The 12,798-nt window shown below is 76.7% G+C and carries 12 protein-coding genes and 1 pseudogene; 6 read left to right on the top strand and 7 right to left on the bottom strand.

Translation table 11 applies throughout. The features are described from left to right. Nucleotides 1–59: 59 nt before the first annotated feature. Together OG500_RS35870 and OG500_RS35865 are read left to right on the top strand one after the other, a co-directional pair. Nucleotides 60–233 carry a CsbD family protein gene (locus OG500_RS35870; RefSeq protein ID WP_327071030.1) on the top strand — a complete coding sequence of 58 codons (174 nt, stop codon included), beginning with the start codon at nt 60–62 and terminating at the stop codon, nt 231–233. Nucleotides 234–356: 123 nt separating this feature from the next. After that, a complete protein-coding gene (locus tag OG500_RS35865) occupies nt 357–1,157 on the top strand; it encodes an aminoglycoside 3'-phosphotransferase (protein ID WP_327071029.1) in 801 nt (266 codons plus the stop codon). Here OG500_RS35865 and OG500_RS35860 read toward each other — a convergent pair. Continuing rightward, nucleotides 1,120–2,322 (bottom strand): hypothetical protein, encoded by a 1,203-nt coding sequence (locus OG500_RS35860; protein WP_329586556.1) that lies wholly within the window; start codon nt 2,320–2,322, stop codon nt 1,120–1,122. The two genes, OG500_RS35865 and OG500_RS35860, sit on opposite strands and share 38 nt — an antisense overlap. A 267-nt stretch (nt 2,323–2,589) precedes the next feature. On the opposite strand from OG500_RS35860, the gene OG500_RS35855 reads away from it, so the two are divergent. Genes OG500_RS35855 through OG500_RS35845 form a run of 3 tightly spaced genes read left to right on the top strand, consistent with a single transcriptional unit; the run spans nt 2,590 to nt 4,954 of the window. Then, complete coding sequence (locus OG500_RS35855; protein ID WP_329586553.1) at nt 2,590–2,832, top strand: acyl carrier protein; 243 nt, start codon at nt 2,590–2,592, stop codon at nt 2,830–2,832. Continuing rightward, nucleotides 2,829–4,064 carry a beta-ketoacyl-[acyl-carrier-protein] synthase family protein gene (locus tag OG500_RS35850; RefSeq protein ID WP_329586550.1) on the top strand — a complete coding sequence of 412 codons (1,236 nt, stop codon included), beginning with the start codon at nt 2,829–2,831 and terminating at the stop codon, nt 4,062–4,064. Before OG500_RS35855 ends, OG500_RS35850 begins: the two co-directional genes overlap by 4 nt. Then, a complete protein-coding gene (locus OG500_RS35845; RefSeq protein ID WP_329586547.1) occupies nt 4,061–4,954 on the top strand; it encodes an ACP S-malonyltransferase in 894 nt (297 codons plus the stop codon). Before OG500_RS35850 ends, OG500_RS35845 begins: the two co-directional genes overlap by 4 nt. 33 nt (nt 4,955–4,987) lie before the next feature. Here OG500_RS35845 and OG500_RS35840 read toward each other — a convergent pair. The 5 genes and pseudogenes from OG500_RS35840 to OG500_RS35820 form a co-directional block, all read right to left on the bottom strand. Beyond that, nucleotides 4,988–5,158: pseudogene (locus OG500_RS35840) on the bottom strand (DUF5959 family protein); the annotation flags it as partial. A 256-nt stretch (nt 5,159–5,414) separates the two neighbouring features. Further along, the gene (locus OG500_RS35835; RefSeq protein ID WP_329586544.1) at nt 5,415–6,272 is read right to left on the bottom strand and encodes an SDR family NAD(P)-dependent oxidoreductase; all 858 of its coding nucleotides are present in this window, start codon (nt 6,270–6,272) and stop codon (nt 5,415–5,417) included. Then, nucleotides 6,269–7,414, bottom strand: coding sequence for a 3-oxoacyl-ACP synthase III family protein (locus tag OG500_RS35830; protein ID WP_329586541.1), 1,146 nt, complete (start codon nt 7,412–7,414; stop codon nt 6,269–6,271). Before OG500_RS35830 ends, OG500_RS35835 begins: the two co-directional genes overlap by 4 nt. Beyond that, nucleotides 7,411–9,297 (bottom strand): acyl-CoA dehydrogenase family protein, encoded by a 1,887-nt coding sequence (locus OG500_RS35825; RefSeq protein WP_329586538.1) that lies wholly within the window; start codon nt 9,295–9,297, stop codon nt 7,411–7,413. The genes OG500_RS35830 and OG500_RS35825 overlap by 4 nt, the downstream gene beginning before the upstream one ends. Beyond that, nucleotides 9,294–10,277 carry an acyltransferase domain-containing protein gene (locus OG500_RS35820; protein ID WP_329586535.1) on the bottom strand — a complete coding sequence of 328 codons (984 nt, stop codon included), beginning with the start codon at nt 10,275–10,277 and terminating at the stop codon, nt 9,294–9,296. The genes OG500_RS35825 and OG500_RS35820 overlap by 4 nt, the downstream gene beginning before the upstream one ends. Nucleotides 10,278–10,762: 485 nt before the next feature. On the opposite strand from OG500_RS35820, the gene OG500_RS35815 reads away from it, so the two are divergent. Next, nucleotides 10,763–12,172 carry a hypothetical protein gene (locus OG500_RS35815; protein ID WP_329586532.1) on the top strand — a complete coding sequence of 470 codons (1,410 nt, stop codon included), beginning with the start codon at nt 10,763–10,765 and terminating at the stop codon, nt 12,170–12,172. Between the two features lie 31 nt (nt 12,173–12,203). Here the strand turns inward: OG500_RS35815 and OG500_RS35810 are convergent, their stop codons facing one another. Next, nucleotides 12,204–12,677 carry a carboxymuconolactone decarboxylase family protein gene (locus tag OG500_RS35810; protein WP_327071019.1) on the bottom strand — a complete coding sequence of 158 codons (474 nt, stop codon included), beginning with the start codon at nt 12,675–12,677 and terminating at the stop codon, nt 12,204–12,206. Between the last annotated feature and the right edge of the window lie 121 nt (nt 12,678–12,798).

Here is a 12,798-nt window from a genome sequence, read left to right as displayed (position 1 = left end):
CAGGCGCCCGGCACGCAGCGCTGGACCGACCAGCCTTGGGCAGCATCGAGGAGGACGCCATGAGCGGCGAGGACAAGGCCAAGAACATCGCGGAGAAGGCGAAGGGGAAGGCGAAGGAGGCGGCCGGCAAGGCCGTCGGCAACGAGCGCCTGACCGCGGAGGGGAAGGCCGACCAGGTCAGCGGCGACGTCAAGCAGGCGGGCGAGAAGGTCAAGGACGCCTTCAAGGACTGACCGGTGGCACGCGCGCCGCAGGGCCGGGCGTAGGGCCTGTCCGGCGGATGTTGCCGGGCGCGCGGGGCCGGGCTTCCCGCAAACGGGTGGCCCGGCCCCGGTCGCCCGGGCCAGAATGGCCCGATGATTGCGATGGCGCCCCAGGGGCCGGTCGAGGTGCCGCAGATCGTCACCGAGTTCGCCGCCGGACGGCCCGTGCGGGCCGTGTGGCAGAACGGAGTTGGCGGCCTGACCTTCCAGGTCGGCCTGGCAGCACGGCAGTTCGTGAAATGGACGCCCGGCGCCGGCGGAATCGACCTCTCGGCCGAGGTGCTGCGCCTGCGGTGGGCGGCGAGGTTCACCGTGGTGCCCCGGGTGCTCGACGAGGGCGCGGACGAGGCGGGGTCCTGGATCGTCACCGACGGCCTGCCCGGACGCATGGCGGTCGACGACCACTGGAAGCGTGATCCGGGCACCGCGGTGCGCGCGATCGGTGCCGGGCTGCGTGCCCTGCACACCGCGCTGCCCGTCCCGGACTGCCCGTTCGACTGGTCGGCCGAACGGCGGCTGGCGGCGGTGCACGCGCGGGCGGCAGCAGGCCGGATCGACCCGGCGGACTGGCATGAGGACCTGCGGCACGTCGGCACCGCCGAGCGCGCGCTCGACCTGCTCGCCGACATCCCGCCGGTCGACGAGCTCGTCGTCTGCCACGGCGACGCCTGCGCCCCCAACACCCTGATCGGCGACGACGGCACGTGCACCGGGCACGTCGACCTCGGCGACCTCGGCGTCGCCGACCGGTGGGCCGACCTCGCCATCGCCACCTGGAGCACGCGGTGGAACTACGGTCCGGGCTGGGAGGAGACGCTGCTGGAGGCCTACGGGGTCGCGCCGGACGCCGAGCGGATCAGGTACTACCGGCTGCTGTGGGACCTGTCGGACTGAGCGCGGGCCCCCGTGTGGTGTGCGCGACGCCGCAGGTGGTCTCGCTGACCATCCGGCGCCGCACCACGCTGAGCGGGCCCAGTCCGGAGAGCGCCTCGATCACCACGGCCTGCCCCGGCGAGCTCGCCGGGTACCCGGAGGGTGGCAGCAGCGTCAGGGTCGCGGCCGGGGCCAGGAGTTCGGGAGCGAGGTCACCGAGTTCGCGCAGGTGCAGCCGCCGACCGGGCGGGTACCAGTCGCTGCCCGGGGACCAGTCGGACCTTGGGGACCGGTCGGACCCGCCGGGAGCGCCGGGCGGGAGCACCAGCGTCAGATCGCTCTCGGCCACGGCCGCGCGCACCGCGGCGCGGGTGTCGGTGACGGCGTAGCACCACTGGTCCGGGTGCTGGCCGCGCAGCCGCGGGAACCGGGCCCGCAGGACGGCCAGGATGGCGGCGACCTCCTCGGTCGCCGAGCAGGGCCACTGGACGAAGGAGAGCCGGTCCGGGTCGGGCACCGTGACGTGGTGGGCCGCCGCCGCGGTGCGCACGGCCAGCAGCAGGCCGGCCGCGCCGAGGGGCGGCGGCGGGCCGCTGTCCGTTCCGTCGGCGCCCGCCCCGAGCAGCAGGACGGTGTCGCCCCGGGCGAGGAACCCGTACACCGTCCGCCAGGTCGCGGCGGCGTGCGCGCAGCCGGGGCCGGGTTCAACGGCGCCCGGGCGTGCGGCGGTGGACTGCGTGGGCCATCCGGGGCTGGGGCGCTCGGCGCCGGGACCGCCGGTGCAGGCGCCACCGGACACCGGCACGAACAGGCGCCGGGTGCGCAGCGCCGCGGACCAGGCGCCCATGGCCGACGCCCCGAGCTCCAGCAGCCCCGGCGCGGCGTGCACGGCGATGCCCACAGCCCGCCCGGGCCGCCCGGCGTGGTCGCTCCCGTCGAGGTAGCTGAGGGTGAACACCCTTCCACAGTCGCCCGGTTGGCCCGCGGCGCCGGTGCTCCCGAGGTCCGGGGCGCGCCCGGTGAGCCGCACGCCCGAGGAGCGGCGCCGCAGCCAGGCGGCCAGCAGCGGCGCCGCGGGGCAGACCACCGGGCCGCGCCGGGGGTGCCGGAAAGCGGTGAGCACGGCGAGGCCGCCCGCCAGGGGTGGCCGCACCGCGAACTCCTCCGTCAGGCGGGTCTTGTTCATGGCGGCCAACCTAGGGCGGCATCCCGGGTCGGCGATGGCCGACGCGCGGTTGGGAACGATCATGATCAGCCGCCCGGCCGGTGCCGTTCGCCGCTGGGCCGCTGGGCCGACCGGACTGCTGTGCCGGGCTCTTCCGGGCAACGTCTTTGACGGTTCAACAGGTTCGAAGCCGGAACACGTTCCGCGGGCGGCCCCCGGTGCGGCGCAATGGAGCCGGGCCCGGCCGCGTCGGCGGCCCGGGAAACGACTCCCCCGGAGAGAACCGCCATGAGCAGCCACGTCCATCCCGACCTCGCCGAGATCCTGGTCACCGCCTTCCAGGTCCCCACCGAGGAGGTGCGGCCCACGGCGACCCTGGAGGAGCTGGGGCTGGACTCGCTGGCCGTCATCGAGCTGGCCGACATCCTCGCCGAACGGCTCGCCGTCCAGGTCACCGAGGGCGAGCTGGCGGCCGGCAGTTCGCTGGCCGCCGTGTCCGCGCTGCTCGGCGACCGGACCGGTGCGCGATGAGGTCCGGCAGCGGCACGGCGGGCGCGGCCGTCGCGGTCACCGGCGTGGGCGCGGTCAGCGCGGCCGGTCTGGGCGCGGAGGCCTGCTGGGCCCGGGTCTGCGCGGGGCACTCGACCGCCCGCGCCGATCCGCTCCTTGCGGGCTCGGGCGCCCGGGTCTCCTGCCGGGTGCCGGAGTTCGACGCGACCGCCCTGCTCGGCGCGGGTCTCGCGCGGCGCACCGGCCCGTTCATCCAGTACGCGCTGGTGGCGGCGGGCGAGGCTATCCGCCAGGCCGGGCTGGACCCGGCCGACTGGGACGGCGCGCGGGTCGCCGTCGTCACCGGCTCGGCCTTCGGCGGCGCCCCGTCCTGGGGCGAGCAGGCGCTGCGACTGGCGGCCGGCGGCCGGGTCGCCCCGCTGGCCGTGCCGCTGTTCATGACCAACATGGCCGCCGGCCAGCTCTCGCTGGCCCTGAACGCGCGTGGCCCGAGCCTCGCGGTCGGCACCGCCTGCGCCTCCGGTGCCAGTGCCATCGGGCTGGCCGCCGGCCTGCTGCGCGAGGGCAGCTGTGACCTGGCGCTGGCCGGCGGCAGCGAGGCCGCCGTCGACCGCCTCACCGCGGCCGCGTTCGCCCGGATCGACGCGCTGGCCGCCGGGACCGGCGACCCGGCCGCCAGCTGCCGCCCCTTCGACCGGGCGCGGGACGGCTTCGTCCTCGCCGAGGGCGCGGCGATGCTGGTGCTGGAGCGGGTCGCCGACGCCCGGGCCCGCGGCGCCCGGGTGCTGGCCGAACTCGCGGGCTACGCCGCCTCGGCGGACGCCCACCACCCCACCACGCCCGACCCCGCGGGCCGGGGCCTGGAGGCGGCACTGCGCGGGGCGCTGGCCGCTGCCGGGGCCGGGCCCGGGGAGGTGGACCACGTCAACGCGCACGCGACCGGGACGCGGCTCGGCGATCTGGCCGAGGCCCGCACGCTGCACCGGCTCTTCGGCCCGGACCTTCCGGTCACCGCCGCCAAGGGCGCGCTCGGTCACACCCTCGGTGCGGCGGGCGCGCTGGAGGCCGTGCTGACCGTGCTGTCGATCGATCGCGCGCTCGTGCCGCCCACCGCCAACCTGACCGAGCCGGACCCCGCCATCGGCCTCCGGGTGGTGCGCGAGGTGCCACTGCGGCACCCGATCACCCTGGCGCTGTCCACCTCGGCGGGCTTCGGCGGGCAGAACGCGGTGCTCGCCTTCGCCGCACCATGACCGGCGGCGAGCGCCGCAGGGTGCTGCTCTTCCCCGGGATCGGCGCGGTCGTCCCCGGCAGCCTGGGCGACTGCGCCGACCCGCGGGCGGCCCGTGCCCTGCTGGAACGGGCCGCCGCACCGCTGCCGCCCGCCACCGCCGACGCCTTGGCACAGCTGCTGCTGGCCGGTCGTGTCTCGCCCGCGCAGGACGGGCTGATCGACCAACTCGCCTGCTACGTCCAGGCACTGGCCTGGCACCAGGTCACCCCGTGCCCGCCGGGCACGCTGCTGCTGGGCCACAGCCTGGGCGAGCTGGCCGCCTTCGCCGCGGCCGGCGTGTTCGAGCCGGCCGACGGCGTGCGGCTGCTCCTCGCCTGCGACCGGGCGCGGCGGGAGACCGGCGTGGGGCAGGGCCGGCTGCTGGTGCTGCGGCTGGCGGCCGATCGGGCCGCCGGGCTGCTCGCCGCCAGCCGGCTGCCGGGGCTGGCCGTGGCCTGCGACAACGCGCCCGAGCAGACCGTGGTCAGCGGTCCGCCGGCGAGCATCGAGGCGCTGGGCGCACGAGCCGCCGCAGCCGGTGTGCGCGCGACCCGGCTGCCCACCCGTACGCTGTTCCACAACCCCGCGCTGCGGCCGGCCGCGCACCGGGTCGCGGAGCTGACCGCCCACCTCGCCTACCGTCCCGCCCGGCGGCCGGTGCTGTGCATGCTGACGGGCCGTCGCTACCGCTCGGCCGCCGGCTTCCGGGCCGGGGCGACCCACCACCTGACCGAGCCGGTGCCCTTCCGGCGCCGGATCGAACAGCTGCGGGCCGCGGGGGTGGTGGAGCTGACGGAGCTGGGCCCACGGACGCTGCTGAGCCGGGCCGCCGCGCTCACCGCGCTGACAGGTGGGCGTCCCAAGGAGTGAGTACCGTCTCCAGCAGCCGGCGGTGGGTCGCGATCAGTCGGCGGGCAGGTCGACGGGGACCCGGACGGTCGCCATCGAGACGAGACCGTCCTCGACCACCACCTCCGGGCAGTCCCGCTCGCCCGCGAGGTGGATGGACACGGACGGTCCGCGCTCGCCCCGCAGCCACGCGATGTCCTCGCCCGCCTGGAGCCGGTCCAGCGCCTGCGCCCAGGAGCCGGAGCCGGGAGTGCCACAGCGAGAGCGCCAACCGCCCGGTCACGAACGGCGTGTCGACGACGATCTCGGCTGCGAGCCCGCCAAGGACACCCTCCAGCGGGCCGAGCACGGTGATGCGGACGGGGTTCCCCCTCGTCGTCGCAGAAGAGGGCCAGGTCCGACTGCCCACCGGTCCGCATCGCGCCTCCCCGCCTCGTCCGGGCGAGCTTGGCGCATCCGGGTCCGGCCCGCCGGCGAACTCTCAGTCCTCCCCCACCGGTGGTTCGCCGAACGGGGGCGGTGGCTTGGGGATGCCCGCCAGGCCGCCGTCCGCGACGGACAGGCCGCCGTCGAGCAGCAGGGCGTGACCGGTGAGGTAGCCGGCGGCGGGCGAGAGCAGGAAGAGTGCCGCGGCGGCCACCTCGGCGGGCTCGGCCCAACGGCCGAGCGGCACATGGGCGAGCAGCCAGTCGTTGAGCGGGCCCTCGGCGTGCGCGAAGGAGGTCAGGTCGGTGCGGGTCCAGCCGGGGCAGAGCGCGTTGACCCGGATGCCCTGGCGGGCCCAGCCGGTGGCCATACTGCGGGCGAGCGAGATCTGCGCCGCCTTGGTCGCGGCGTAGGCCTCCAGCAGGGGTGCGCCGATCACCCCGGCGACCGAGGACATCAGCAGCAGGCTGCCGCCGCCGGCCGCCGACAGGTGGCGGTGCGCCTGCCGGCACACCGCGGCGGTGGCGTTCAGATTGACCGCGACCACCTCCTGCCAGGCCGCTTCGGGCAGCAGCTGCAGCGGGAGCAGCAGCGGTGTGCCGTCGGGCGCGGTGGGCAGGATGCCCGCGTTGTGCACCACGCCGTCCAGGCCGCCGAGCAGTGCCGCGGCCGTGTCGACCACCTCGGCGGCGCGTCCGGGCTCGGCCAGGTCGCCGGGGGCGAGCACGGGCGCGGGCCCGAGCCCGCCGATCCGGTCGGCGCTCTCCTTCAGGGCCTCGGCGGTGCGCGCGCCCAACGCGAGCCGTGCGCCGGCCTCGGCCAGCGCGAACGCGACCGCGCGGCCGATGCCCCGGGAGGCGCCGGTCACCAGGATCCGGGCGCCGTCGAGACGGAAGCTGTCGAGGGTCGTCATGTGCTGCTCCTCGGGTCGGGGTCGAACTGGACGTCGGGGTCGGGCCGGCGAGCGAGGTCGGACTGGCGGGCCAGGCCGGACTGGCGGGCGAAGTCGGGCCCGAGGGCCAGGGGATCGGGCCGGTCGGCGCGGGCCGGTGCGCCGGTCCAGGTGAGCAGCGAGCTGCCCCAGGTCAGGCCGGCGCCGAAGACGCAGAGCAGGACCAGCGAGCCGGTCCGCAGCCGGTGCTCGGCGGCGGCCGTGGCCAGGGCGAACGGCGCGCTGGCGGCACCGATGTTGCCGGTGCGGTCGCCGGTGACGATCAGCCGGTCGGGCGGGATGCCGATCTTCTCCCCCAGCCGCCGCAGCAGGACGGGGTTGGGCTGGTGGGCCACCACCGCGTCGATCCGGTCGATCGTCAGGTGGTGGCGGGTCAGCTCGTCCTCGACCAGTGCCGGGAAGACCGCGGTGATGAAGTCGCGCACCGCCCGCCCGTCCATGTGGATCCGGTGGCCGCCGTCGGCCAGGCTCGCGGCGTCGGCGGGGCGCCGGCTGCCGCCCGCCGGGATCAGCACGTGGTGCGCGCCGGTGCCGTCCGAGCCCAGCCGGAAGCCGTGGAAGCCGCCGCCCGGCGGCACCGGGCCGAGGATCGCCGCTGCGGCACCGTCGGCGAACAGGACGGCGGTGCCCCGGTCGGCCGGATCGACGAACTTCGAGTACGCCTCCACCCCCACCACGGCCGCGTACCTGCTGCCGGAGTCGCCGCGCAGCCAGTCGTGGGCCACCCTGGCGGCGAACAGCCAGCCCGAGCAGGCCGCACCGACATCCAGCGCGCAGGCACGGGCGGCGCCGATCCGGGCCTGCACCCGGCAGGCGGTGGCCGGACCGAGTTCGTCGGGGGTGGAACCGGCGCACACCAGCAGGTCCAGCTCGGCCGGGTCGATCCCGGCGGCGTCGCAGGCGGCGCGCACCGCCTCGGCGGCCAGGTCGGAGGCCGCCTGGTCGGCCGCGGCCGCGTGGCGTCGCAGCACTCCGGTGCGTTCCTGGATCCAGGCCGCGGTGACCCCGGCGGCCCGGGCCACCTGCTCGTTGGTGCGCACCCGTGGGGGCAGGTGGGTGCCCATGCCGAGGATGCCGACGGCCCGGTCGGCGCCCGCGGTCATCGCCGCTCCCCGGTGACGGGCCAGGTGAGCGCCGCGGCGAGCCCGGCGGCGTAGTCGGGATCGGCCAGCGGGCTGGCGGAGTTGGCGAGCTCCGGGTCCAGCTGCTCGACCAGGAGCGGCAGTTGGGGAGCGAGGACTTCGACGAGGTGGTCCTCGGCCGCGGCCAGGGCGCGGGCACGGCCGGGGTCGAGCAGCCCGACGGCGAGCAGGGCCTCGGCCGAGCGGCGGGCCAGGCGCACGCCGTACAGGGCGGCCACCGTGGCGTGCAGCGCCGGGTCGAGAGCGGGCGCCGACGTCGGTCCCACCTGGCCGACCGGTCCCGTAGAGCCGGCGACGGACCGGGCGGCCAGCTGCAGGGCGGCGGCCCAGCCCAGCGCCTGGGCCCGGTCCAGCAGCGGGTTCCACAGCGCGAGGTCGCGGCGGCCCGCCTCCCGGCCGGCCGCCAGGTCGCGCTGCAGGTGCTCGGCCAGGCGGTACCGCAGGGCGGCAACGGTGCCGGGCCACCAGGCGGGGTCGAGCGGATCGGCCGGCACGGCGGGCGGGGGTGCCTGCGGCGGCCCCTCGGCCAGCGCCCGGCCGGTGTCCAGCAGGATCAACGTGTTGTCGCCACCGGCGTGTTCGAAGGAGCGGGCCAGTCCGAGGTAGCCGGCCAGCAGATTGCGGTCCATGAACCCTGCGAGACCGCAACGATGTTGACAGTTCATCAGGATGTCTGCCGCACCTCGGGTCGCGAGCACCTTGTGCAGCGCGAGGGTCTGGTCGACGGCCGCCCAGGGCGCGAAGGCCGGGCCAGCGCCGTCGGCGGCAGCGGTGGCGGCGGTGGCGGTGGCGGTGGCAGCAGCGGTGGCGTGGCCGAGCGCCGGTGCGACCGCGCAGCGCAGGGCGAAGGCCTCAGCGAGGGCACCGGCCACCGCGCGCAGCTGGGGCCGGTGCCCGAGCACCGGCTGCCCGCCCGCGAATGCACCGTGCGAGCGGCGATGGGCGCTGAACTGCCAGGTAAGGGCGGCCGATCGGGTGGCGACGGCGGCCATCGCGGCCGGCAGGGTGGCCCACAGCAGCCGGCCCACTTCGAGGGTGCGGCGCAGCCGGGCACCCGGCGAGCCGAGCGGGTCGCGCAGCACGCCGTCCGGACCGATGACGGCGCCATCGGCCAGCCAGCGCGCCGCGTCCAGCCGCGGGCCGGTGAACCGCACCGCGGCGTACGGCAGTGGCAGCGCGCCGACCGCGAGCGGGCTGGAGACCAGGACCCCGGGAGCCGGGCGCCCCTGTGCGTCGGTGATGTCGACCAGGAACGAGAAGACCCCGCAGTCCCGGCCGCCGGCCATCAGCCGGGCACAGACGACCGCCTTCTGCGGCAGGCCGCCGGCGGCCACGCTGGAGAACTTGGCCGCCCGTTCGTCGGGGGTCTCCAGTCGGAAGGTCCCGGTCGCCGGGTCGTGAACGGCAGTGGTACGGATGTTCAAGTGGCTTCCGGCGTCGCCGAGTTCGGTGACCATGAAGGAGCCCTTGGCCCAGGCGTGGGCCAGCTCCCCCGCGGGATCGGCATCCGGCGTGCCCAGTCGGGCCACCGAACCGGCGCACAGGATGTAGTGCGACAGGAAGGTCTGGTACAGCGGGGGGTCGGCCAGCGCGGTCACCGCACTGACGGTGGCGAGCAGTTCGGGGTCGCGCGCGGCCTCCAGGGCCGGTGGGAGCACCGCGGCGAGCCGGCGCAGTCCCAGGTGGGCGGAGGTGTCGAGGGCCAGCGGGTCGGCGCCGGTCCCGGTGCCCGGCCCGGCGGGGCGGACGGCCGCGGCCAGCAGGCTCTCCCACCGTTCGGCGGGCAGGCGGACGGCTGTGACGGAACGGCGGCGGGTGTGTGCCGGGGTCGGCGGCTGGATCATCCGTGCTCCTCGTGGGGGCGGCCCGCAGGCACGGGCAGGTCGGGCCGGCGGGCAGCGTCGCCGACCGGGGTCAGGGCGCGGGCCGCCGGCTCGGTGCGCAGCACGGCCCGTGCCAACGCCTGTCCGGTGCCCATCTCCACCACCAGGTCGCCCGGCCGGACGGCGGCGCGCACCACGGGCGGCAGGACGGCAGGGCGCACCAGGCAGTCGGCCAGCCCACGCGGGAGTTCGGCCGCACCGCGGTAGGCCCGCCCGGCGACCGCCGAGTGGACCGGGAGCACCGGCGGCCGGTGCGGCAGGCTCATGGCGAACCGCTCGAAGGTGTCGGCCTGTCGCCACAGCGCGGGATGGTGCGCGATGAACGGCAGTTGGAGCCGGGCGGCCGGCAGACCGGCGGCTCGGGCCGCGGCCTCGAAGGCGGCGAGCGGGCCCGGTGGTGCGGAAACCACCGTCTCCTCGGCATGGTTGACACAGGCGACCACCACCTCTGGTGCCTGGCACAGCAGTTCGGCGAGCCTGTCGGCCGAGGCCGCGAGCATCGTCAGCCCGCCGGGCGCGGTGTGCAGCAGCATCCCGAGCCGGGCCGCCAACCGGGCGCCGTCGGGCAGCGAGAAGCCGCCGGCGGCGGTCAGTGCGGGGATCTCGCCGAAGCTGACGGCGAGCAGCAGCGCGGGCCGCACACCCCCGGCCAGCCGGGCCCGGTGCACGGCGAGGCTGATCCCGAACAGGGCCAGCTGGGCGGTGCCGGGGGCCTGGCCGGCCAGCCAGTGGGCGGGCGGCGGCTCGGCGCCGAGCAGCCTGGTGCGCAGCGGTGGCAGGCCCAGTTCGCGCGCCACCGGATCGACGCGGGTGAACACCTCCGCCAACGCGTCGCGCAGCCCGGGCAGCCGGTCGGCCGCCCGCCACGCCGCGGACAGTGACAGGTCGCCCTGTCCGCCGAAGGCGTGCACGATCCATGGGGGTGCGAGTGACTGGTTCACCGTGGGTGCCCTTTCCGTGCCGCGTGCTGCGGGCCGCCGGCCGACCGGTGCCTTCCATGGAACGCGGTCCGGCTCTCCGGCGGCAGCCGCCCGGGCATCGACTGTGTTGAGCACCGCGCGGCGTTGCACGGGCCGGCCGCACGCGGAACGGAGCGCCTGAGGTGACGTGGCGTCAGGTGCGGTGCTGGTGTGGCGGCTTGGCGCGGCGCACGGGTGGGCTCCGCTGCGACCCGCGCTCCGGCGCGCCCCTTCGCCACGCGGCTGAGCCGGGAGGAGGCGAGCCCGCGGGCCGTCCCGGCACCGCTACGATGCGCTCGCCGGATCAGGCCGCGCGCCCACCGGGCCCCGCCCCCACGACCGCAAGCAATCAGGCCCGTCGACGCCGCCCGCTGCGCACTGCGCACTGTTTTGCCCCCGCCCTCCAGCGCCTGCCACCTGCCACCTGCTGCCACCCATGTTCGCCGCCGCCGCGAGGAGGAAGAGACATGACCGCCACCGCACGCACCCCCAACCCGCACCTGCGGGCCCTGCTCCAGGAGGCCGGCTGGAGCGGCGAACGCCTGGCCCGGGCGGTCAACCGGGCCGGCCTGGTCGACGGCCATCGGTACACCTACGACCGCACGGCGGTGGCCCACTGGCTCCAAGGGTCACGCCCGGCGCCGCCCGTGCCCCAGCTCGTCGCCGAGGTGCTCTCCCGGGCACTCGGGCGCCCGGTCCCGGTCGAGCAGACCGGGCTCGGGCGGGACGGCGCACCACCTGCGCCGGCCGAGCCCGACGGACCGGGAGCGGCGGCGCTCGTCACGCTGGCCCGCTGCGAGACCGACCCCGCGGCCTTGGTCTACACCTTGACGTACCGTCAGTTCGTGCCGGCCGAGGAGCCTGCGGGGATCAGCGAGCCCGGGACCGGGGAGCCCCCTGCCGACGCGCCCGGCACGAGCGCCGCCGCGCCGGCCCGGATCGGCACCGCACACCTGCGCGCGGCCCAGGATCTGCTGCGATCCGCGCTGGCCGGCGAGCAGTCCGCCGGTGCGGCGTTCTACCGCCGCACCGTGGCCGGTTTCCTGGCCACCGCGATGGCCGACTGGCTGCGCGCCTCCTCCCCACCCGGCATTCGCCGCGAACTTCTCTGCTGTGCATCGGAGTTGTCCTACCTCACCGGCTTCGCCTACTTCGACGCCCAGCGCCAGGGCGCCGCCCAGGGCTACTACCGGGCCGCCGCCTCGCTCGCGGCGCAGGCCGCCGACCCGCGCCGGCACAGTCTGGCGCTGCGGGCCCTGAGCGTGCAGGCGCACTACCTGGGACACCGGCGCCACGCCCGCGACCTGGCCGAGGCAGCAGCCGCGCAGCTGGACCGGCTGCCCGACCGGCAGGCCGCCTTCGTCCTCGGCCAGCAGGCGCTCGGCGCCGCCGGCTGCCGGGACCGGGCCGCGGCCTTCGCCCTGCTGACCCGGGCGCACCGGCTGCTGGAGCACGCCGACGAGCCGGAGCCGGGCATCGGCGGCTACCACTGGGCCTCCTACGCGCACCAGGAGGCGGAGGCGCTCGCCGCCCTGGGCGACGGCGAGGGGGCACTGCGGGCGCTCGCGCTCTCGGCACGCGAGCGCCCGGCCGGGGAACACCTGGCCAGGGCGGTCACCACGGTGCGAGCGGCCCAACTCCATCTCGCCCACGGCCACCTGGAACGGGCCTGCGCCGTGCTCTCCCGACTCCTCGACCAGCAGCCGTTGGTGGCCTCGGAGCGACTGGCCGGCACGCTGGCCACCGTGTGCGCGGCGCTGCGCCGCCACACGGGCAGCACCGGGGTGCGGGCCCTGCTGGCCCGGCTCGACCCGCCGGCCACGGCGGGCCCCGCCCACCCCGGACGCACCGCCGTCCCGGCGCCGGCCTGGCGTTGACCCCGGGCCGGCGCCGCCCGTGGCGGGCCTGTCAGGCGAACTGGCCCGGCTGGTAGGCGCCGGCGGGCTGCTGGATCATGACGTTCCCGCGGTTGAAGGCGTTGATCAGGGTGATGGTGCACACCAGGGCCGCGAGCTGGTCCTCGTCGTAGTACTTGGCGGCGTTCGCCCAGGCCTCGTCCGTGACTCCGCCGGCCGCATCGGCGATCCGGGTGCCCTGCTCCGCGAGCTCCAGGGCGGCACGCTCGGCGTCGGTGAACACCGTCGCCTCCCGCCAGGCCGCGACCAGGCTCAGGCGCGTCCAGCTCTCCCCCGCGTGCGCGGCGTCCTTGGTGTGCATGTCGACGCAGAAGCCGCAGCCGTTGATCTGGCTGGCACGCAGCTTCACCAACTCCTGCGTCGCGGCCGGCAGCGTGGAATCGGCGAGCACCCTGCCCGCCGCCACGAGGTGCTTCCCGAACTTGACCGCGACCTGGTTCTCGAAGACGTTCAGCCGAGCATTCATCGTGCGCTCCCGTGTCGTTGTTGCTGATGCCCTCTGGGACAGAGCAGCGCGACCGACTGTGACACGCACGGATGTGACGCCCGCCTCACCGGGCGATCACCGAGGCCGCCGCAGGACGGGG

This window comes from Kitasatospora sp. NBC_01250, assembly GCF_036226465.1.
Taxonomy (GTDB): Bacteria; Actinomycetota; Actinomycetes; order Streptomycetales; family Streptomycetaceae; genus Kitasatospora.
This window is presented reverse-complemented; position numbering and strand designations above follow the sequence as displayed.